18 protein-coding genes are annotated in these 20,934 nt (G+C 64.7%); 6 read left to right on the top strand and 12 right to left on the bottom strand.

Annotation, left to right across the window (positions count from 1 at the left end; genetic code table 11):
- Positions 1-69: 69 nt before the first annotated feature.
- From LWC34_RS50730 to LWC34_RS50695, 8 genes are read right to left on the bottom strand one after another with little or no spacing between them, the layout of a single operon-like run.
- A complete protein-coding gene (locus LWC34_RS50730) occupies positions 70-1,047 on the bottom strand; it encodes a DUF6879 family protein (RefSeq protein ID WP_233733349.1) in 978 nt (325 codons plus the stop codon).
- Positions 1,048-1,056: 9 nt separating this feature from the next.
- Positions 1,057-1,533 carry a GNAT family N-acetyltransferase gene (locus LWC34_RS50725; RefSeq protein WP_233733348.1) on the bottom strand — a complete coding sequence of 159 codons (477 nt, stop codon included), beginning with the start codon at positions 1,531-1,533 and terminating at the stop codon, positions 1,057-1,059.
- Positions 1,530-2,519 carry a DUF6879 family protein gene (locus tag LWC34_RS50720; RefSeq protein WP_233733346.1) on the bottom strand — a complete coding sequence of 330 codons (990 nt, stop codon included), beginning with the start codon at positions 2,517-2,519 and terminating at the stop codon, positions 1,530-1,532. Before LWC34_RS50720 ends, LWC34_RS50725 begins: the two co-directional genes overlap by 4 nt.
- Positions 2,506-3,483 carry an SCO2521 family protein gene (locus LWC34_RS50715; protein WP_235730960.1) on the bottom strand — a complete coding sequence of 326 codons (978 nt, stop codon included), beginning with the start codon at positions 3,481-3,483 and terminating at the stop codon, positions 2,506-2,508. The genes LWC34_RS50720 and LWC34_RS50715 overlap by 14 nt, the downstream gene beginning before the upstream one ends.
- Positions 3,484-3,502: 19 nt before the next feature.
- A complete protein-coding gene (locus LWC34_RS50710) occupies positions 3,503-4,444 on the bottom strand; it encodes an SCO2522 family protein (RefSeq protein ID WP_233733342.1) in 942 nt (313 codons plus the stop codon).
- On the bottom strand, positions 4,441-5,352 hold the full coding sequence (locus LWC34_RS50705; RefSeq protein ID WP_233733340.1) for an SCO2523 family variant P-loop protein: 912 nt from the start codon (positions 5,350-5,352) through the stop codon (positions 4,441-4,443). Before LWC34_RS50705 ends, LWC34_RS50710 begins: the two co-directional genes overlap by 4 nt.
- Before the next feature lie 2 nt (positions 5,353-5,354).
- Positions 5,355-7,190: an SCO2524 family protein gene (locus LWC34_RS50700; RefSeq protein ID WP_233733339.1), complete on the bottom strand. Its 1,836-nt coding sequence runs from the start codon at positions 7,188-7,190 to the stop codon at positions 5,355-5,357.
- 10 nt (positions 7,191-7,200) lie between these two features.
- Complete coding sequence (locus tag LWC34_RS50695) at positions 7,201-7,980, bottom strand: SCO2525 family SAM-dependent methyltransferase (protein WP_233733338.1); 780 nt, start codon at positions 7,978-7,980, stop codon at positions 7,201-7,203.
- Between the two features lie 345 nt (positions 7,981-8,325).
- Between LWC34_RS50695 and LWC34_RS50690 the strand changes: the two genes are divergently transcribed.
- Positions 8,326-9,819 (top strand): NAD(P)/FAD-dependent oxidoreductase, encoded by a 1,494-nt coding sequence (locus tag LWC34_RS50690; RefSeq protein WP_233733337.1) that lies wholly within the window; start codon positions 8,326-8,328, stop codon positions 9,817-9,819.
- Here the strand turns inward: LWC34_RS50690 and LWC34_RS50685 are convergent.
- Complete coding sequence (locus LWC34_RS50685) at positions 9,780-10,847, bottom strand: hypothetical protein (protein WP_233733336.1); 1,068 nt, start codon at positions 10,845-10,847, stop codon at positions 9,780-9,782. The two genes, LWC34_RS50690 and LWC34_RS50685, sit on opposite strands and share 40 nt — an antisense overlap.
- A 79-nt stretch (positions 10,848-10,926) precedes the next feature.
- On the opposite strand from LWC34_RS50685, the gene LWC34_RS50680 reads away from it, so the two are divergent.
- Positions 10,927-12,186, top strand: coding sequence for an aspartate aminotransferase type Ic (locus LWC34_RS50680; RefSeq protein ID WP_233733335.1), 1,260 nt, complete (start codon positions 10,927-10,929; stop codon positions 12,184-12,186).
- Positions 12,187-12,218: 32 nt separating this feature from the next.
- On the opposite strand, the gene dnaE is transcribed toward LWC34_RS50680, so the two are convergent.
- A complete protein-coding gene (gene dnaE / locus LWC34_RS50675; RefSeq protein ID WP_235731303.1) occupies positions 12,219-15,701 on the bottom strand; it encodes a DNA polymerase III subunit alpha in 3,483 nt (1,160 codons plus the stop codon).
- A 196-nt stretch (positions 15,702-15,897) separates the two neighbouring features.
- Here dnaE and LWC34_RS50670 point away from each other — a divergent pair, with 196 nt between their 5' ends.
- From LWC34_RS50670 to LWC34_RS50660, 3 genes are all read left to right on the top strand, one after another.
- A complete protein-coding gene (locus LWC34_RS50670; RefSeq protein WP_233733333.1) occupies positions 15,898-16,539 on the top strand; it encodes a LysR family transcriptional regulator in 642 nt (213 codons plus the stop codon).
- Entirely contained in the window at positions 16,536-16,784 is a 249-nt protein-coding gene (locus tag LWC34_RS50665; RefSeq protein ID WP_233733332.1) for a hypothetical protein, read from the top strand. The genes LWC34_RS50670 and LWC34_RS50665 overlap by 4 nt, the downstream gene beginning before the upstream one ends.
- A 123-nt stretch (positions 16,785-16,907) precedes the next feature.
- Positions 16,908-17,999, top strand: a complete 1,092-nt coding sequence (locus tag LWC34_RS50660; protein ID WP_443667746.1) for an IS701 family transposase — start codon at positions 16,908-16,910, stop codon at positions 17,997-17,999.
- A 272-nt stretch (positions 18,000-18,271) separates the two neighbouring features.
- On the opposite strand, the gene LWC34_RS50655 is transcribed toward LWC34_RS50660, so the two are convergent.
- Positions 18,272-18,859, bottom strand: a complete 588-nt coding sequence (locus LWC34_RS50655; RefSeq protein ID WP_233733331.1) for a CBS domain-containing protein — start codon at positions 18,857-18,859, stop codon at positions 18,272-18,274.
- Between the two features lie 141 nt (positions 18,860-19,000).
- Here LWC34_RS50655 and LWC34_RS50650 point away from each other — a divergent pair, with 141 nt between their 5' ends.
- Complete coding sequence (locus LWC34_RS50650) at positions 19,001-20,509, top strand: GAF domain-containing sensor histidine kinase (protein WP_233733330.1); 1,509 nt, start codon at positions 19,001-19,003, stop codon at positions 20,507-20,509.
- Here the strand turns inward: LWC34_RS50650 and LWC34_RS50645 are convergent.
- Positions 20,486-20,923 (bottom strand): helix-turn-helix domain-containing protein, encoded by a 438-nt coding sequence (locus tag LWC34_RS50645; protein ID WP_233733328.1) that lies wholly within the window; start codon positions 20,921-20,923, stop codon positions 20,486-20,488. The two genes, LWC34_RS50650 and LWC34_RS50645, sit on opposite strands and share 24 nt — an antisense overlap.
- Positions 20,924-20,934 lie beyond the last annotated feature (11 nt).

The raw sequence follows: 20,934 nt of genomic DNA, 5'->3' as shown, positions 1-20,934 counted from the left end.
TTGGCCGCGTCGCCACGTTGGTTGTCACGTTCGAGGATCAGCAAAGTGTGGTCGTTCGACATCACCTGATCATCCGGGGCTGCTGTCGCCCTGCGGCTTCGCGTGCTCCCAGAAGTGCCGGAACCGCTCGATCTGCTCGCCGACCTGTTTCTGTCCGGAAACCAGGCGGGTGTACAGGATCGGTGGACTCGGTGGATCGGTGATGCCGATTCGCGTGGCCTGCACGACCTCGTAGCTCACGACATCGTCGAACACGATGAAGTCGTTCAGCAGCAACCGGGTCGCCTTCATCGAGCTGGTCATGTCGGCCACGTTCAGCACCCGCACCTCGATCCCCAGCGACGCCTGCAGCCTGCACACCGACAGCAACTCGTGGTCGTCGGCGTGTTCCGGGGTCACGACCACGAACAGCCGCCGGACCCGTGCCCCACGCCGGATCGCGGCCTGCTGCGCCGACAGGTAGTGCTGCCCGAGATCCGACCACCAGAAGCCGTGCTCGAAGTGCGCCCTTCCGTTGTCCACTGTGGAAATGCTGATCGCGTCGATGGACGTGGACACGCTGCGCGTCAGGCCGAGCAGCCACTCCCGGTCCTCGCCCTCGTAGGTGAGTTCCTGCTGCCCGACCGAACCGAGCAACTCGGTCATCCGGTTCATCTCGGTCTCGACGAACTTCACCAGCAGCGGGGACGCACCCGGCTCGATCGCCGCGGCCTGGCCCACCAGCCTGGCGATGGCGTCGGTTTTCAGTTCAGCTTCTTCCAGCCGCGCGAACAGCTGCGTCGCCGCGCTGACCTTGGCGAAGCCCTGGTCCACCGCACGCCGCAGGTCGTCGGTCTGACCGTGCTGGCCTTGCTCGACCGCCGCGAGCCGTCGTTCGAAGTCGATCAGGAACTGCACGACCAGGCTGATCGCGCCGACACTGACCGCCGCGATGAACTGAGCGGTCAGCGAATCGAACAGCAGATTGGTCAGTGGAAAGGTGATGCCGCCGATCACCGACGTGATGATGATCTTACGCAGCACGGAGTTGCGGACACCTTGGGACACAGGCACCTCCTACCGCAGGGCCGCGATCATCAGCAGCCGGTCGTGACCGGGACCGAGGTAGTCCTTGACCATTCGATCGACCACGAACCCGAGCTCGCGGTACAACGTGATCGCCGCGCGGTTTCCCGGTTCGACGGTCAGCCGCACCTCCCGTACACCGACGCCTTCGAGCAACCGCATCGAGTTGACGGTCAGCGAACGCCCGTAGCCACGTCGCCAGAACTCCTGCCGGACGCCCAAACCGAGCAACCAGCCGAGGCTGCGGTCGAACAGCGGCACGCCTAACGAGTAACCACGCAGGCCGTCGGCGTGCTGCGCGACCAGCCACCAGCCCTGGTAGAGGTCGAACCATTGGCGTAACACAAAAGGCGGGTACGCCAGCTCGCCGAACACCTCGGCGTCGAGCTCGCCAAGGGCCGCGAGGTCGGCCTCACTCGCTGCCCTGATCAGCACATCCTGGTCGATGACATGAGCGACAGGGATCACCGGAGCCTCCGCAGCGCGTGACCATCCAACTGACCGTCCACAACAGACAACGGTGTTGCCCATTCCCAGAAGTTCCTGAAGCGGTCCCTGCGTTTCTTGATCTCCTCGTCACGCAGGACCAACCTGGTGTACAGGATGACCGGACCGGCGCCCTCGCCGGTGATCACGTCGTAGCTCAGCTCGTCGTCGAAAAGGATGAAGTCGTGCAGGATGGAGTCGCTGGTCCGTGAGCTCGGCATGGTCGTGATGTCCAGTACGCGGACATCGATTCCCAGTGACGCTTGGGTCCGGCACACCGATAACCGTCCGTCATCGTGCAGGCTCTCCTCGCCGCGGACAACGAAGATCCGCCGGATCTGCACCTGACGGCAGACAGCGTCTCGTTGCGCGGCAAGGTAATGCTGCCCGAGGTTCGATCCCCAGAAACCGTTCTCGAACTCGGTGCCGCCCGCGTCCGCAGTGGACGTGCTGATCGCGTCGATCGACTTGGTGACGTTGCGGGTCAGCCCGAGCAGCCACTCCCGGTCCTCGCCGTTGTACGTGGCCTCTTGCTCACCGAAGGCGTGCAGGACGTACGTCACCCGCTCGATCTCGGTGTCGATGAACCCGCGCTGCAACGGTGTCGAGACCGGATCCATCGTCGCGGCCTGCGAAACCAGCCGCTGCAGGGCCTGTGTCCGCAGCCCGGCCGCTTCCAGCTGCGCGCTCAGCATCGTCGCCGCGCTGACCTTGGCGAACCCCTCGTCGAGCGCGCGCCGGATGTCGGCGGTCTGCTCGTTCTGGCTGTCCTCGACCGAGCCGAGCCGCCGCTCAAAGTCGACAAGGAACTGCACGACGAGCGTGACCGCGCCGACGCTGACCGCGCCGATCAGCTGCGCGGTCATCGAGTCGAACAGGAAGTTGGTCAGTGGGAAGGTGATGCCACCGATCACCGAGGTGACCGTGATCTTGCGGAGTATTGAGGTCCGGACATCATGTTTGGGCACCAACGCCTCCCGACTGTCGTTGTCCGCCGAGGCGAACCTGGTCCGCCTCGTACTTGGCGAGCACCGAGCGCATGGTGAGCAGGTCACGGATCCGGTTGACGGTGGCCTCCCGCTGCAGGCTGAACCCGGCTCGCCGTTCCAGTGCCCGCCACAACGGCAGCATCGAGTCCGGTACGTGAAAACCCGGCATCCATACGTGCATCACGTGCTCGACCGCAGGCCCGAGGCGCCGCACGACCTCGTCGCCGCCGCCGGAACCAAGGCCGCTGCGTTCCACCAGACGCAGCAGTGTGGTCAGCACCCAATCGTGCAATGCGACATCTTCACAAAAACGAACGACCGACGGCAGATCGTTTTCGGGCACCGAGACGAAAAATGACCTGAGCGTGTCACTTTCCACGCCAAACGTGACATGACCTTCCGATCCGTCATCGCTGCCGAGCGCGGCCCATCGCATTGCGGTCCGCGCGGATTGGAACGGAAAATCATGATCCATTCCAGGATGCAGCTGAACCTCGCTTATGATCGATTCGCAGACGGCACCGAGATCAAGTGTCGCCGCACTCGGCTTCTTCGCCAGAAATCCCTCCGCCACATCCGTGGCACTGGCTTTTCCGATCATTTCAACGACACCGGGCCTGCTCAGATAGTGCGGCCAGGCGAGCCGATGGCCGAACTTCGCCCGTTCGATTCTCGTTGTCACCGAGCCCTGCAGCACCCGGCCAGCGCTGATCAGCGCACGCCCGGAAACCGTGCCGATCGCCCTGCTCCTGGTGCCGGATTCGGTTGGCAACGAACAATCGACACCTCTGATCACGTCGGCGGAAACGGCGTGTGCCATCGGCCGCTCGGACACCCTGACCGGCTCCCCCGGTATCAGCGCAAGCAGCTCACGCACGACATTCTGACGCACACTCGAAGAGCTGCGCAGCAGACAGGTACGTATTTCCCCCAATATGAGCATCTGCCAGCCTCCAACCGGCTCACTCGGTCAGGAACACATAACCCACACGGTCGATCAATTCCGCTGGAATGCGCATGTCCTCGCCCGTGGCCCGGTTGATTATATGATCGAGCAACGCCGGATCCATCGCGACTTGCGACAGAATGGTCCGCACCGCGAGCTCAACCTGAAGGAACCGTGACGGCAGCACGGAGAATGTCCGATATGCGGCGAACGGTTTAGCGCGCGGATTCAGCTGGGTGATGGCTGGCAATTCATCCCATGCGGCCGGGAAGTCACCGTCCCACGGTCGGGGATGCACGACCGCGCGGCCCTGGTCACGGATCAGGCCGAGACGCATCAACTGCCAGACCGCCGCGAGGAACGCACACGACCACTTGCGCTTGCCGTCCTTGACCTTGCTCCACAGCTCGACGTCGACGAACACCGAATGGTTGCGCGCGCCGATCTCCACCGGCGGTTTCCACGCCGATCGGCGCATCGCCTCACTGTCGGCTGGCGTGCGTTCACCGTTGCTCAGCCAGCCGATCTCGGTGGCCAGCGGCCTCGATCCGTTGGTGCCCACCGGCGGGACCGGGATAAGCCGCGCTTCGACCAGTTCGGCCAGCGGCACGCCGTCGAACACCGCGCACGCCGATTCCCTTGCCAGGTAATCGATACTCAGCCCGCAGTCGTGCGCGACATCCAGCAGCATCGGCAGGACCTTCGCCGGTGTGGAGTACAGGCTGAAGTAGTCGTCGATCATGAACGACGTGCTGACCCGAGGCTTCGCGGCGTCGGTCTGGCTCGCGACCTCCACCCAGCGCGCCACACCGCTGAGCATGGTGCGCAAGCGTTCTGCACCGGCCGCGAAGTCCTCCATGTAGATGTGGCCAAGTTCGACCGAGACGTGCGAAAAGCGTTCCGACTCCAGCCGCGGCTCGGCCGCCGCCTCCCGGAACGTCGCGTCGGCCCGGTTCACAGACCCTCCCACGCGCGGTCCAAGGTCAGCTTGCGTGCCAGATCCTCAAACGCGGCAAGGGTTTCCTCGTTGGCGATCTTCTTGAACACGTCGTCCTTGGAGATCAGCTGTTCCCGCCACTGCAGCACCGGGTCAAGCGGCGTGTGACCGAGCAAGGTGCTGGCACCAAGGGACTTCCTGGCCGCTTCGGTCCGCAGCCCGACATCGCACGTTTCCAGCCAGGCGATCTGCGGATCACGCAGGTTCAGGTTGGGTGAGTCGAGATCGAGGGTCGCCGTGCGGACGAACCTGATCGAGTCGCGCAGATCGTCCTCTTTGTGTCCATACGCGACACCGGTACGCAGAATGCCGTGCTCGCCGAAAACCAGGCCGTGCGCGGCGATGATGTGCTGACGAGTCCAGCGATGGAAGACCATCCAGCGCGAGGTTGTGTTGCTCAGCCCGGGTTGCGCGGTCGCCTCCAACGCCATGTCGATGGCGTGCGAGCGGCCCGCGCTCAGGTCGATCAGGCTGATCTCGAACTCTTCCTCAAGCCGGGCGAACAATTTCGCGCAGCGCTGCACAGCTTCCGGCGTCGCCGCGAACTCCCCGCCGCTCTTGTCCCCGGGGTACAACATGAACTTGCCGGGCGACGCGTAATTGTCGACGAGGTTCTGCCGGTCGGTGGCCGACCAGATGTCCACCCTTTCCGGTTCGGTGATCCGGCCTTGCAGATAGGAATGCAGGCCGCCGTCCGGTGTTCCGCGTTCCACATCGGTCACCTGGAACACCGCGCCAGCGGTCGGGCTGCCGAAGTCGAAGTCCACATAGGACACGTCGGTGCCTTGCAACGCGCGCTGGTAAGCCATGTTGCAACTGGTGACCGAACGACCGGTGCCGCCCTTGTCGGACGTGGCGAACACGAGCATCGTCACACGCTCCTGATCGCGTCCTGGCGTGCCACGGCCCGTTGGTCGAGGTCTCCCAGTGCTTCGTAGATCAACGCGGCGGCGGTGCCCGGCCGGTCCTGCAGCAGCTGGCGGGCGCGGGTCAACTTGCCCTGGATGCGTTGCATGGCAATCTGCATCGCCGAGTTCTCGTGCTGCGACGCGGCCAGTTGTTCCTGGCTGAACAGCTGATCGGCCTCACCGAGCAGGTCGGTCGCGATCTCAACGAGCCGGAGGCTGCGGATCGGCGATTCGCTGACCGTACTCGCGGCCAGCACAAGGCATTCGATCACACGCTCGGTGAGATACCAGGACGGCAGTTGCCTGTCGACGACGACACCGGGGAACACCTGACCTGGGTCGTCCCACAGGCCTTGCGCCGGACCGTCGACCAGCCGTCGGCGCCACACGTGCCCAAGCGCTTCCTCGGCCACTTCCAGCAACCGGTCACGCGCACCACGGTTACGCGACAGCCCCGCGGCACGCACCGCCCGCTTCAACAGCAGCACGGCGAAGTCCGACACGACCCATCGCACCTCCGGCCCGAACGTCTCGGCACCGGAGAGCTTCAGCGAGACGCCCGGGGCGTGCAGGCCGACGGCCGGATCACCCTTGACCACCCGTCGGTTGACGCGGCCGCGGATGGCGAGTTCTTCGAGCACCTTGACAGTTCTGGTCAGGTCGTCGTCGGTCGCCCTGCGGCGCAACAGGTCCAGCAGCACGACAGCGGTGACCAGGAGACTGAAGTAGTCGGACTCTTCCTCATCGGTGGTCCGCCACGGGATGTCCTCAAGCGGCCACTTGCCCGCACCGAACCGCGCGACCGCTGACCAGTATTCGAGCGTCAGGTCCCACCGCAGTTGCAACGCCTGCGCCAGCCGCTGCTGTTCTTCGTTCAGCAGACCGAGAACACGGGTCCGGTCGGAGAACAGGTCGCTGATGCCGTCGAGCGCGACCACCGTGAAGTACAGGTAGGGCGCGCCGAGCGCGACGCCGTCCGGCTGGTCACCGACGTCCTCGCTGGTGTCGATGACGGGCGCGTCCCGCACGATTCCCCACGAGAACCCGCATTCGAAGAGCATGTTCGGGTTGTCGAGCGCGTCGTCCTGGCTCAGGCCCAGTTTGGCCTCACGGAAGCTGGCGCGGACACCTTCCAGCCGCTCCTGGATGCGTTCGAGCACCAGCCGGTCCGGCTCGCCGTCCTGGTTCAGCGTCCGGCACAACGCCCGGCCAGGGTTGGAGTCCGGCTCGAAGACGTAAATGCTGAAACACCGCAGCAGGCCGACCATCGCCGCGGACAGTCGTTTGCTGGTCGCGGCCTCGAGCGCGTCGATCCGCTCCTTCATCGCCTGCCTGCGGACCGCCCTGCTGAACACGTTCAGGAAACCGAGGGTGGCCAGCGACAACGTGATCGCCGTCGCGAACGAGTCGACCACGCCGAGCGACAGCTGCTTGTCGGTGAGCTCGCCGTCCGGGTCCTCGCTCAGGAAGTAGCGGCCGCCACCGAAGGTCGGTGTGCCGTCCTCGGCGGTGTAGGTGGCCATGTACTCGTCGATCACGTCGATCAGCAGCTTCGGGATTTCCACCCCGTCGCCGAGCTGCCGCAACGCTTCCAGCACGTCGGTCGCGGTCGAATCCGGTTCGTCGAGCCGCAGGTTGCTCACCGCGGCCGCCGGGTACATCAAACACAGCAGTTGCTCGGCATCACTGATGGAATTGCGCAGCTGGCGGCCACCCCAGTTCCATGCGTCGCCCCTGCGCGAATACCGCGCTACGGATCTCCATACGTCCAAGATCTGCTGACGGGGCTGCAGTCTCATGCCGTCGCCTTCATCCCTTCGAGTTCACCCTGCCGAGAGCGATCAGCATCCCGGTGTAACCATTGCGTACAGGTTTGTCGCCGCGGCCAATGCGCTCGATCAGCAGTTTCCCCTGCACACGACCCTTGAGGCAGTCGTCAACCTTGGCACGGTCGATGTCCGTCGCCGGGAATTGCAGATCAGCGACGGCATAGCCGGACGAGTGTTCCATAAAAGCGATCGCGAACGGCGCCCCCGGCCGCAACGCGTCAAGGAAATGATCCATTCCAGAGCGGAACTCGGACTCCTCCTCGGTAATGGATTCGGCCACAAAGAACATCGTGCCTAGGTCATATGGCGGATCGGCCTTGAGCTCGTAGACGTTGCCCTGTATCGCTTCCATCCGCGCGGCAAGCTCCGCCGGCGGGTCACCGACCTCGCGATAGGCCTTACGCTGCTCGAGCACCTTCCAGAACTCGCACCACGAGTCGACCCACGACGGAAACTCGTTGCTCTTCTGGTTCTTCAGCCACAAGACGTTGTTCTGCGAACGCTCGAACAACGTCAACTCAGCGCAGAACGGAAGCATGGTCAGCGCGGGGTAGAGGTTCGACCCCGTTCCGACATCGATTCCGCGCAGCGGCCGCCCGGGAACCTGGTCGCCGAACGCGTCCGCGAAATGATCTCTTACCCGCTCGATGATATACCGGTCATCATCCCTGAGCTGCCGGTAGTTATGGGCATAATAGGCGTCGGGATCGAAGTCGTCCCAGTCAAAGTCGGCATTATGCCCGACGCCCCTTGGGCCCATTTCAAACATGCTACACCTATCCACCACGCTCAGAGATCAATTTCAGGAAGATTGCATCTGTAACCAGGAATGGACCGCAACACCCGATCGAGGGAAACCCCTACTCCCCCGAAAGCACTACCCCCAGCCGCCCGCCCAATTCGCCGCAATGCGAATGACGTTGGCGCCGTTGGCCGTGAGCGACATGACACCTGCTGAGGTCGGGTGGGCAGGGCGCCACTTTAGTCCTATTCGGACAGCCTTGGAACACCGGGCAGCGCACACTGAATTCGCGCTGCTCAACGCCGGGTTCGATGACCGGACCAAGTAGCATGTTTCGCAGACGAGCGAAGGCGGAACGGCGGCGTGACAGCGAGTGACGAAGGGATCGCCGAGGCGATCGAGGACCTGCGCCAGGACCACGCGTTGGCCAAGGCGGAGCAGGATCTCGCGGACAGCGTCCACATTCCGGTTGGCACCAACGGCAACAGCGTTGTGCTGGTTGGCGCGGGGATCGTGAACCTGATGACGGCGTTGACGCTGATCAGGGCCGGGTACCGGGTCGAGGTGCACGACAAGGCGCCGGATCCGCGGGGTGACGCCGATTGGACGGCATACGGCTGCACCAGGGGTGGCGGGGACGGCCGCATGTTCACCCTGACCGAGGCCGACAGCTACAACAGCCGGTCGTGGCCGACGCACGACCTGCTGACCAGGTCCATCACCGAGCACGGCTGGCTGGTGGCCAAGCCGGAAGGACTGTCCACATCGGAGCTGGCGTGGGCCGGTGACTTCCACCGGATGCCTGGCTGGCTCGCGGCGAGCTACACGCGGGACATCTTCGACACCAACCGGGCCGCTGGCGTTGGCTGGGAGCGGTTGATGGCCTCGGATCCCGGTTTGTTCGAGGGGTATCGCGACGGCATTCTCCGGCTCTACACCGATGACGACTACTACCGCTGGCATGTCGAGCGCAACGAACGACTCGGTGCGACTCGCAATGTCCTTACTCCCGACCAGGTTCGGGCTGGTTATCCAGCGTTGGCCGACGCCCCGGTCGCCGGTGGGATCGAGGTCGTCGGGTTCACCGTGAACATTCACCAGTTCCTCGGGCGGTTGGTGGATCTCCTGGAATCCGAGGGCGTCACGTTCCACTGGGACACCTCGATCACCGGCATCAACTGGGCCGAACCTGGCGTTCCTGACGGTGTTGTGCGACAGGACGAGGTCATCCGGGCGGACCATTACGTGCTCTCCCCCGGCGCGTACGGCGAAGAGTTGTTACGTGGCACGGCCTCCCACGGCCAGATCCAAGGCATGCTTGGCGTCTGGCTGACCGTGCCGAACGTCGAACCGCGGCTGGATCACTCAGTCAAGATCGCCCGCAAGGGCCATCGGGCCGAGGAAACAAACGTGACGCTGGCGTCCGGTCCGGACGGTGAGCCGATCCTGATCTGCGGCGCTGGGTACGGCTGGACCGGCACCGACCCGGCCAACATCGACTCGGCCGAGCTGGAAATGCTGTTCGAGGCCTTGGCCGACACCATTCGCCGGTTCTTCCCGAAGGCCTACGCGGCCGCGCTGGACACCGGCATGCTCGCGGCCAGCCGCCGAATCTGCGTGCGGCCATGGACCGCGTCCTGCCTCGGCGTTTTCGAGACGATGGTGACGGCAGGCGATGGCACCCTGGTCGTGACCGGTGGTCACAATACGGGCGGTTTCACCCAATCGCCTGACGTCGCCGACGCTGTCCTCGCCGCGTTCACGGGCCGACGGCATTCCATGCACACACGGTTCCATCCGCGGCGGCTGGCTCGCGCCTACTCGTTGGACGGCAACAGCTTCAAGATCACGTCCTGATGGGTGTTGCCGTACTTGCGGTTGAAGTAGTCCAACGCCACCGCGAGATCCGGTGAGTTCTGGTCGAGCGGCGTCAGCAGGAACGGTTTCGAGCGCTTCACTTCACCTTTGGCGTTGTCGTTGACGATCCGCACCGGCAGGCCGTCGATCCCGCCGCGCAGGTTGTGTTCCACGATCGTGCGGCCGCTGACGTAGAACTGGTCGTCGATCTCGACGAACCGCGCCTCGTAGTGTTCGTTCTGGTCGTCAAGGGTCAGCGTCCAGAACTGGTCGAGCCAGCGGGTGCTGCTGGCCTCCCACAGCTCGTCGAACTTCGTGCCGACGAACTGGCCAAGCTGCGCCTGCGGGCTCGTCTGGTATTGCGCGGCGTTCCACGATGTCATGTTCACCGGATAGAACGAGACGATCACGTGATCGTCCACCCGGTACATCTGTACTGGCGGCAGTGCCGAATAGATCCGCACGTCAAGGTAACGGCGCATCCGTTCAGGCAAGTCGCGTTTGAACTCGTTGAGCACCCGCAGGTTGTCCAGGATGTTGTCGACCACGTCGGTCTGCTGCAACAGGTCGTCCGCGCGCTGCTCGGCCGCCCGGGCGTCCGGGTCGAGCAACAGGATCCGCACCTCGACCTTGCGATCGAGCACATCCCTGACCGCGCTGAGGAATTCGTCCTGGTAGCCGCCCTGCAGCAGGTCCGTCCACAGTTCCATCACCATGATCCGGTGCCGCGCGCTGGCGGCCTGCCGGATGAACGCACGGTGGTTGAATCGGTCAAGCACCGCCTCGTTGAGCCGGTCCGCTCTGGTCAGAAAGGGCGCGATCAGAAACAGCACCACGATCGTGCCGATCAGATCCGCGCCGAGGTTGAGACTCAGGTTCTTGCCGTAGTCGGTCAGCGACCTCGAAATCCACAACAGAACGACGACAACGACGACCAAAGCCGCCGCGACGAACGCGTAATAGCGCCGTCGTTGAACCCATGCCAGGAAGAAGTTGCGCGTCTTCGTCCGTAGCTGGCCCTCGCCCACAAGGCCTCCCCCTTCTTGTTCGGCCAGGTGCTCCGCTGGCCGATTCTACGGAACCGGCGCAGCTTGATAGCGTCCACACGTGACCGCACCCGTGAACGCCGAGTTGTCCGCCAGCCTTGACGCCGCCCGGCAGGACTACGCCGCACTGCTGGACAAGAAGCTCAAGCTGGACCTGACCCGTGGCAAACCGTCGGCACAGCAGGTGTCGCTCGCCGACGCCCTGCTCGCGCTGCCGGGCGACGAGTTCAAGGCAGCCGACGGCACGGACACCCGCAACTACGGTGGGCAGCAAGGATTGCCGGAGCTCAGGGCGATCTTCGCCGAGGCGCTGCAGGTTCCTGCCAGCCAGCTGCTCGCGCTCGGCAACTCCAGCCTCGAGCTGATGCACGACGCTGTTGTGTTCGCGCAGATGTACCAGCTGCCCGGCGGCCAGCGGCGCTGGTCGAACGAGGAGCGGATCGCGTTCCTCTGCCCGGTCCCCGGCTACGACCGGCACTTCACCATCTGTGAGCGGTTCGGCATCGAGATGATCCCGGTGCCGATGACCGCGGACGGCCCGGACGTGGCCGAGGTCGAGCGTCTGGTCGCCGCGGATCCCGGCATCAAGGGCATCTGGTGCGTGCCGAAGTACAGCAACCCGGACGGCACGACCTACAGCGACGAGACCGTGCGCAGGCTCGCGACCATGCAGACCGCGGCTGACGACTTCCGGATCTTCTGGGACAACGCGTACGCCGTGCACCACCTGACCGACGAGGAAGTCCAGGTCGGCGACATCCTCGCCGCCTGCGCGGAGGCCGGGAACCCGGACCGCGCCTTCATCTTCGGCTCAACCTCGAAGATCACGCTCGCCGGTGCGGGCGTGGCGTTCTTCGGCTCGTCCGAGGCCAACGTGAAGTGGATGCTGCACTGCGCCGCCGCGCGCACGATCGGCCCTGACAAGATCAACCACCTGCGGCACGCACTGTTCCTGAAGGACTACGACGGCGTGCGCGCGCACATGCGTAAGCACCGTGAGCTGATCGGGCCGAAGTTCGACGCCGTGCTGCGGATCTTCGACGAGCAGCTCAAGGACATCGCGACCTGGTCGCACCCCAAGGGCGGCTACTTCATCACGCTCAACGTGCCGGACGGCTGCGCCAAGGAGATCGTGCGCAAGGCGGCCGAGGCCGGTATCGCGCTGACCCCGGCAGGCTCGACCCACCCGTACATGGACGACCCCGAGGACCGGGTCATCCGGATCGCCCCAACCTTCCCATCCCTCGCGGACATCGAAGAGGCCATCGCGGGTGTGGCAACCTGTGTCCGCCTGGTGGCATACCAGAAACTGACCTCGTGAGTGGTTATCCGCGTTCTAACGCGGATAACCACTCACGAGGCTTGAGCTGGGCGGATGCCGGGGATGGCGCGGATTTCCGCTAGCAGGGCTGGGCTGGGCGTGACCGGATAGTCGTCGACCGCGAGCATCGTACGTCGATCCTCGTGGCAGACGACTATCCGCACGGGCGTACTGCCCCGATGCGCTCGCAATGTCGAGCGCAGTTCGGCGACCATGTCGGTGTTCACGCTGGCAGCGGGCATTTCCAGGGTCAGCGGCGGTTCGTCCACAGTGACATCCAGAGTCTTCAAATCGGCGCCGAATACCGCCATCTTGTCCTCACGCCAGTTCACGCGGCCGTTGACCAGCACCACCGAGTCCTCGATCAGCTCGGCGGCCAGCACGCTGTAGCTCTTGGGGAAGAACAGCACCTCGATCGAGGCGTCCAGGTCTTCGATGACCGCGATCGCCCAGCTCTCGCCCTTCTTGTTGACCCGCCGTTCCAGCGACGAGATCATCCCGGCGACCGTGATCTCGCCTTCCTTCGGCGGATTCGCCAACAGGGCCGCGATCGGTTTCGAGGCGTGGCGGCGCAGTACGTGATCGGCACCGTCAAGCGGGTGCGCGGAGACGTACAGGCCCAGCATCTCCCTTTCCAGGCCGAGCAAGTGCTTGCGCGGCCACTCGTCCGCGTCGAACCTCAAGTGTGCCAAGGGTGATGACTCCGGGCTGTCGTCCTCCGCGCCGCCGAACAGGTCGAACTGACCCATGGCCTGCCTGCGTTTGAGGCCGATCACAGCGTCAACGGCGTCCTCATGGACATCCATGAGTGCCTTGCGGTGGTGGCCGAACGAGTCGAACGCGCCCGCTTTGATCAAGGACTCCAGAACACGTTTGTTGCAGCACACCAGCTCGGACTTCTCCACGAAGTCGCTGAACGACGTGTACTTCCCTTTCCTGGCACGGGTTTCGACGACCGATTCGACCACGTTCGCGCCGACGTTGCGGACCGCGCCGAGCCCGAACCGGATGTCGTTGCCGACCGCGGCAAACCGCAAAGAGGACTCGTTGACGTCCGGCGGCATCACTTTGATACCAAGCTGACGGCACTCGGACAGGTACACTGCGGACTTGTCCTTGTTGTCCGACACCGAAGTCAGCAATGCCGCCATGTACTCGGCCGGGTAGTTCGCCTTCAGATAGGCGGTCCAGTAGCCGACCAGAGCGTATCCCGCCGCGTGCGACTTGTTGAAGGCGTAGCCCGCGAACGGCAGGATCGTGTCCCACAGCGCCTGCACGGCGTCATCGGCGAAACCGTTGGCGCGCATGCCTTCCCGGAAGCCTTCGAACTCCTTTTCCAGTACCTCTTTCTTTTTCTTGCCCATCGCCCGGCGTAGCACGTCCGCGCGGCCCATCGAGAAACCCGCGACCCGTTGGGCGATCTGCATGATCTGCTCCTGATAGACGACAAGGCCGTGGGTTTCGGCGAGGATGTCGTTGAGCGGATCGGCCAGTTCGCGGTGGATCGGCTCGATCTGCTGCCTGCCGTTCTTGCGGTCCGCGTAGTTGTTGTGCGTGTTCATCGCCATCGGGCCGGGGCGGTACAAGGCGTTGACCGCGACGATGTCCTCGAATCCGGTCGGCCGCATGCGTCGCAGGAGGTCACGCATGGCGCCGCCGTCAAGTTGGAACACGCCGAGGCTGTCGCCTCGGGACAGCAGTTCGTAAGTCTTCGGGTCATCGGTTCTGAGCAGGTCCAGATCGATTTTCTCGCCGCGGTTGGCTTCGATGTTGTCGATCGCGTCGCCGATGACCGTGAGGTTGCGCAGGCCGAGGAAGTCCATTTTGAGCAGGCCGATGGCCTCGCAGGACGGGTAGTCCCAGCCGGTGATCATGGCGCCGTCGTCCCTACGCCACAGCGGAATCACGTCAAGCAGCGGCTCCGAGGACATGATCACCGCGCAGGCGTGCACGCCCGCGTTGCGGATCAGACCTTCCAGCCCGCGTGCGGTCTGGAAGATGGTGGAGACGTCACCGTCGGTGTCGATCAGCGATCGGACCTCGGTGGCTTCCGGGTACCGTTCGTGCTTCGGGTCGGTGATGCCGGACAGCGGAATGTCCTTGGCCGCGACGGGTGGCGGGAGTGCTTTGGAGATCCGGTCGGCGATGGCGTATCCGGCTTGTCCGAAATGGACCCGGGCGGAGTCCTTGATCGCGGCCTTGGTTTTGATCTTGCCGAACGTGATCACCTGCGCGATCCGGTCGGCGCCGTACTTCTCGGTCGCGTAGCGGACCATCTCGCCGCGGCGGCGGTCGTCGAAGTCCATGTCGATGTCGGGCATGGACACGCGTTCCGGGTTGAGGAACCGCTCGAACAGCAGACCGTGCTCGATCGGGTCGAGGTTGGTGATCCGCATCGCGTACGCCACCAACGACCCGGCCGCCGAACCACGCCCAGGCCCGACGCGGATGCCGACCTCCCGCGCGTGGTTCATCAGGTCGGCCGTGATCAGGAAGTACGCGGGAAATCCTTTCTGGACAATGACATCGATCTCGTAGTCCGCTCGCTTGACGTACTCCTCCGGGACACCGCCGGGCAAGCGCCATTCGAGTCCGCGCATCACCTCGGCCCGGAACCATGACGGCACGTCGTGGCCGTCGGGCGGCTCGTAGATCGGCATCCGGTCGCGGTGTTCCCACACCTCGGCGTACGACTCGACCCGTTCTGCCACAAGCAAAGTGTTGTCCGCGGCACCGGGCATCTGAGCATCCCAGTACGCCCGCATGTCCTCGGCGGACTTCAGGTAGTAGCCGTCGCCGTCGAACTTGAACCTGGCCGGGTCGTTGAGAGTCTTGCCGGACTGCACGCACAGCAACGCCGAATGCGCCTCGGCCTGCTCCTTGCTCACGTAGTGCGAGTCGTTGGTGGCCAAGGGCTTCAGGCCGATCTTGGCACCGACTTCCAGCATGTCGTCGCGGACCGCGCGCTCGACCGCAAGGTCGTGGTCCATCACCTCGAGAAAGAAATTCTCGGGCCCGAAGATGTCCCGGTAGTCCGCGGCGGCTTGCAAAGCCTCCGCGCGCTGCCCGAGCCGCAGCCGGGTCAGCACCTCGCCGGACAGGCAACCAGTGGTCGCGATGATGCCCTCGGCGTGCTCGGCGATGAGGTCCCGGTCCATCCGTGGCTTGCGGTAATAGCCTTCCACGCTGGCCAGCGAGGACAGCTTGAACAGGTTCCGCAGGCCGATGGCATCGCGGGCGATCATGGTCATGTGGGTGTACGCGCCACCGCCGGACACATCTGCCCCAGAAGTGCCACCGCCCTGACCCCAGAACACCGGTTTCTTGTGGTGCCTGCTGCCTGGGGCGACGTACGCCTCGATGCCGATGATCGGCTTGATGCCCGTCTTGCTGGCGACTTGGTAGAACTCGTCGGCGCCGTACACGTTGCCGTGGTCGGTCATGCCGACCGCGGGCATTCCCAGCCGTGCGGCTTCGGCGAAAAGCGGACCGATCTTGGCCGCGCCATCGAGCATCGAGTATTCGGTGTGGACATGCAGGTGAACAAACGAGGACACGGCGCGTATTCGAGCCGAGAAGGCGATGTGGGATCAAACAAACGACACGCTCACGGCCACAACCAACAATTGTCCGACGAGTACGGAAGCAGAAAAATGGCCACGGCGGGAAGGCCGAGGCCGGGCAGCGGGCGGCCGTCAGTATTGTCGAGCTGTGAGCGACCTGGATCTGGCCGCGGTCCGTGCCTTCGTCGCCGTCGCGGACTTCAAGCACTTCGGCGAGGCCGCCGCCGAGCTAGGCATCACCCAGCAGGCAGTGTCGCGGCGGATCGCCAAGCTCGAAGCGGACTACGGCACGGTCCTGCTGTCCCGCCTACGCTCCGGCACCACGCTGTCCAAGGAAGGCACCGCGTTCCTCCCTCACGCCCGCAACCTCCTGGCTATGGCCGACCAGACCGTGGACATGTTGCGCCGCAAGCGATTGCCACTGCGCGTGGGCGTTCTCGACACACGAATCGCGCCAACCGAAATGCTGCGCGGATTCCACCGCACCACGGACGTCCAACTGGAGATCGTGACCTCGCGTGGGCTGCGCGTCTCGCGGGAGTCGCTCAAAGCAGGCACGATCGACGCCGCGTTCGCCCGGCCACTCGGCGCGCTGGACCAGGACGGGATCGACAGCCTTCCCGCATGCTTCGATCCCGTTGAGGTTCTCGCGAATGCCAGCCACCCATTGGCGAAACGGGCCAGTGTGTCGATGGCCGAATTGTCCGAGTGGACGATCTGGATGCCCGGAAATGTCCCGGCAGCGAATGGGCCGATTTCTACGACCACGTCGCCGATGAATTCCGGTTGACGCTCGACACCAGGGGGCCCGATTTCGGCTGGGAGGATTTCGTGCACCGGTTCACCACGCCGACGGACGTGCTCAGTCTGGTCGGCCAGTCCTGCAGGCTGCCAGAACACCCCGGCGTCGTGCGCATCCCGGTCGCCCCGCCGCGGCCGAGCTACCTCGCGGCACTGCTGTGGCATCGCCGCAAGCCGCATTCGGCCCTGCCTAATACGGCAACCGCACTGTGTGATCTTGGTGTGGGGTCGTGATCATGGACGCGGCCACCGCGTGATCAACTTCAAGGTGTGTTAGGACTCGAAGCAGACGCGGTGGCCGCGTCGAAGACTGTAGTTGATGATCGCCTCACGCGGTGGCGAGCGGGGTTCGATGAGATGTTCGCGCTGGTGGCCGGGCGTTTCGCGCAGGCGGACTCACGTCGCCGGGCACGGATGTACCTGCTGGGACTGCTCTCGGCAGCCGAGCGTAAGAACTCCTGGACCATCGCGGAGCAGGCTGGTGACCTGACTCCGGATGGCATGCAGCGGTTGTTGAACTTCTACCGCTGGGACGCCGAGGCGGTGCGGGATGATCTACGTTCCTATGTGCTGGACACTCTCGCCGACCCCAGCGGGGTCGTGGTGGGCGATGAGACAGGTTTTCTCAAGAAGGGCACCAAATCCGCCGGCGTGCAGCGTCAGTATTCCGGCACTGCCGGGCGTATCGAGAACTGCCAGCTCGGCGTGTTCCTGACCTACGTGTCGTCGCGGGGGCGGGCGTTGATCGACCGAGAGCTCTACCTGCCGAAATCCTGGACCGGTGACCGGGAGCGGTGTGCCGAGGCGGGCATCGCGGACACGGTCGGGTTCGCGACCAAACCGAAGCTGGCGCGGCGGATGCTCGAACGACTCATCGCCAAGCACGGCAAGCAGACGGTGGGCTGGTTCACCGCCGACGAAGCCTACGGCGACAACCCCGGACTGCGGGACTGGCTGGAGGACGAGGACATCAACTACGTCATGGCGGTCTCCTGCGACGACCGGTTCACCACTCCAACCGGGCCTCAGCGAGCCGACGAACTCGCCGCGACCGCGCCGAAACGAGGCTGGCAACGACTCTCAGCCGGTAAGGGCAGCAAGGGACATCGCCTCTACGATTGGCTGCTCATCGACCCCGGCGCTGACGAGCACCTCCTGCTGGTGCGTCGCTCGATCTCCAAGCCCAGCGAGCTGGCCTACTACATCTGCCACAGCACCCAACCAGTACCCGTCGCCGAGTTGGTCCGGGTAGCCGGATCCCGTTGGGCGGTCGAGGAAACGTTCCAGTTCGCCAAGAACGAGACCGGACTGGATCACTATCAGGTGCGCAAGTACGACGTCTGGTACCGGCACATCACCCTGGCGATGCTGGCCGCCGCGTTCCTCGCCGTCACCGCATATCGAGAACGCGGCCGCAATGACCAAAAAGGGGCGATCTCGCCACCTTAAGCCAACTGATTCCGTTGTCCTGTAACGAAATTCGACGACTCTGGGCCACCCTCACCCACCCGGTCCACCCCGAAACCCACACCAACCACTGGTCAGACTGGCGACGACGCCACCAAACCCGAGCCCGCCGCAGCCACTACCAGCGACAACACCTCAAATATCACAAGGTGCGGCTGCCGTACTAAGCTGATCAGCTACGTCCGCCGCACGTATCAGCCGCCGCGCCGCGCGGACGTGTGGCTGCCACCAGCGGACTGGGCGCTGGTTGGTTCTTAGTTGTAGTGCTGGTCGTTCCAGACGTAGTCAAGGCGATTGCGGACGTCGACCACGCCGGGGATCGTCGTCGTCAGGCGGGCCGCGATCTCCACCTCGCTGCGTTTGCCGAGCTGGCCGTTCAACGTGACCGTGCCGTTGTTCACCGACACCACCACGGCGTTCGGGTTCACCCACAGCACCCGCTGGAAGACTTCCCGTTGGACGTCGTCCTTGATCTCCTCGTCCGACCGCAGGAACACCCGCAGCAGGTCACGCCGGGAGACCACGCCCACAAGGCTGCCGTGGTCGACCACGTACAGCCGCCGGACGCCGCGCCGGTTCAGCTCGCGGGCCGCGAAACTCACCGATTCGTTGGCGTCCACCGCCCGGACAGGCACTGTCATCAGGTGCAACGCCCGGTCGGTCATTCCGGCGACCACGTCATCGGCGGCCACCACCCCGATCGGCACGCCGTCGCGGCTGACCACGGGCACAGCGCTGATCTCGTACCTGGTTATTGTCTCGATGATCCCCTTGGCTTCTGTATCGGGCGCCACGGTGACCGGGTCCTTGGTCATCACCATGGCTACCGTCAGCTCTCGCATGGGTACCTCCGCACTCGCCGCCCACGGTGGCACCCTTTGTCGCGTCGAATCAGGGCCAAGTGCCCTCAACTCTTAGAGTCCAAAGACTCTGCTGTGTGAAGACGTTCGGTGGTCCGCAGTGGACGACGGCATGATGTGGGGATGGAAGCGGATCTACCGCGGGGGCGCCGGTTTCTCCAGGCGATGACGGCGATGCGAGCCGGCCGCACGTTGCCTGAGGTGTTGCGGGAGATCGCCAAGGGTGCGCTGGACCTGACGGGCGGCCGGTTCTCGGCGCTCGGCATCCTTGACCGGGACGGCGAACAGTTCACCACTCTGGTCCACGTCGGGTTGGACGACCACGCCGCCGCGGCTATCGGCCCGGACTGGTCGCGCGATGACGTCCTGGCCGCGCCGATCCAGCTGAAGGACAAGACGGTCGGCTACCTGTATGTCGCGGGCGACGAGTTCACGCCCATGCGGCGGCAGGCCGTCGACGCTATGGCTCTCGCGGCTGCGTTGGCGATACGGGACTACCGGCAGCTTGAGGAGTCCCGGCGCCGGGAGGCGTGGCTTCGTGCGTCCAACGAGATCACGGCGACCTTGCTCGGCGGGCAGTCCGATGACGAACTCGGCTTGATCGCCCAGCACGCAAGGGAAGTCGCGGGTGCGCCGATGGCCGCGATCGCGCTGCCCGACGAAGAGGGCGAGTTGCTCGTTTTCGAGGTCGTCCAAGGCGTCGAGAACCTCGCGGGTACTTCGATCGAGATCGAGGGGACCGCGTCGGGGCACGTGTTCCAGACCGGGCAGCCGATCCTGATCGATCACTACGGCGATGCCGCGGCAACCTGGCAAGGCGACAACAGCGGGCTGTTGAACCGGCTGGGTTCGGCTGCGATCGTACCGTTGCCTGCCGGTGACGAGCCGCTTGGCGTGCTGTTGCTGGTCCGGTTGCGGCATGAGCCGTTGTTCGAGCAGGCGGATCTGGATCTGTTGCGCAACTTCGCCGCGCACGTGGCGATGGCCGTGCAGTATTCACGGGCGCGTGCCGACCAGCAGCGGCTCGTGGTGTTCGAGGATCGCGAGCGTATCGCGCGTGGCCTGCACGACCTGGTGATTCAACGGGTGTTCGCGACAGGCATGGCGTTGGAGGCCGCGGCGACCGTGATTCCCACGGATCCGGCAGACGCGGCGGACCGCGTCCGCCGGGCTGTCGAGGACCTGGACATGACCATCCAGGAGATTCGTACGACGGTGTTCGCGCTGCAGCACCAATCGTTCGAAAGCCTGCGTTCCCTTGTATTGGCCACAGTGGACGATGCCAATGCCGCCCTGGGGTTCGCGCCTTCGTTGCGGTTTCGTGGCCCAGTGGACACTTCGGTGCCCAGGGAGATCAGCGAGCAGTTGCTTCCGGTTCTCCGGGAGGCACTGTCCAATGTGGCCAGGCACGCGCAGGCCACCACAGCTTCGGTCGAAGTCGCTTTGAGCGGTGATCTGATGCTGCGCATCACCGACAACGGCGTCGGCATTCCCGCAGGTGGCCGCCGCAGCGGGCTCGCGAACATGTCCACTCGGGCCAGCCAGCTCGGCGGCACTTTCACCGCGGAGTCAACGAAAGCGGGCACCGAGCTGTGTTGGCGCGTGCCGCTACGGCAGACTCCGGGCGCGTAGGCGGACCGCGTCCTGGCTGGGTGGGGTGCCGAACATGCGGCGGTACTCCCTGGTGAACTGCGACGCGCTTTCGTAGCCGACCAGGTGTCCGACGCCAGCCACGTCCCCGGGTCTGGACACCAACAACGCCCGGGCTTCCTGCAGGCGGATGGTTTTCTGGAACTGCACCGGGCTCATCGTTGTCACGGAACGGAAATGCCGGTGGAACGCCGACGGGCTCATCGCGGCCAGCCGGGCGAGGTCTTCGACGCGCACGGCTTCGGCGTAGTTGTCCCTGATCCACCGGACCGCCCGGTTGATGTGGGTCAGCGCGCTGTCGGCCAGGCCGATCTGGCGGGTGCACGGCGCCCAGCGCCAGATGCCGCAGTTCGCGGGCCACAGTGGATGGTGTGCCGTCCGATGTGTACCCGCCATTACTGCAGAGC

It is taken from the genome of Kibdelosporangium philippinense (assembly GCF_021390435.2).
In the GTDB taxonomy this organism is placed as follows: Bacteria; Actinomycetota; Actinomycetes; order Mycobacteriales; family Pseudonocardiaceae; genus Kibdelosporangium; species Kibdelosporangium philippinense.
The sequence above is the reverse complement of the archived record's forward strand: the minus strand, read 5'-3'. Positions and strand labels throughout refer to the sequence as shown.

Coding starts and splice junctions, on each gene's coding strand:
- LWC34_RS50715 (WP_235730960.1), bottom strand. CDS start 3,483: ATGCTCATATTGGGGGAAATACGTACCTGTCTGCTGCGCAGCTCTTCG.
- LWC34_RS50705 (WP_233733340.1), bottom strand. CDS start 5,352: ATGCTCGTGTTCGCCACGTCCGACAAGGGCGGCACCGGTCGTTCGGTC.
- LWC34_RS50700 (WP_233733339.1), bottom strand. CDS start 7,190: ATGAGACTGCAGCCCCGTCAGCAGATCTTGGACGTATGGAGATCCGTA.
- LWC34_RS50695 (WP_233733338.1), bottom strand. CDS start 7,980: ATGGGCCCAAGGGGCGTCGGGCATAATGCCGACTTTGACTGGGACGAC.
- dnaE (WP_235731303.1), bottom strand. CDS start 15,701: ATGCTCGATGGCGCGGCCAAGATCGGTCCGCTTTTCGCCGAAGCCGCA.
- LWC34_RS50660 (WP_443667746.1), top strand. CDS start 16,908: ATGTTCGCGCTGGTGGCCGGGCGTTTCGCGCAGGCGGACTCACGTCGC.
- LWC34_RS50655 (WP_233733331.1), bottom strand. CDS start 18,859: ATGCGAGAGCTGACGGTAGCCATGGTGATGACCAAGGACCCGGTCACC.
- LWC34_RS50650 (WP_233733330.1), top strand. CDS start 19,001: ATGGAAGCGGATCTACCGCGGGGGCGCCGGTTTCTCCAGGCGATGACG.
- LWC34_RS50645 (WP_233733328.1), bottom strand. CDS start 20,923: ATGGCGGGTACACATCGGACGGCACACCATCCACTGTGGCCCGCGAAC.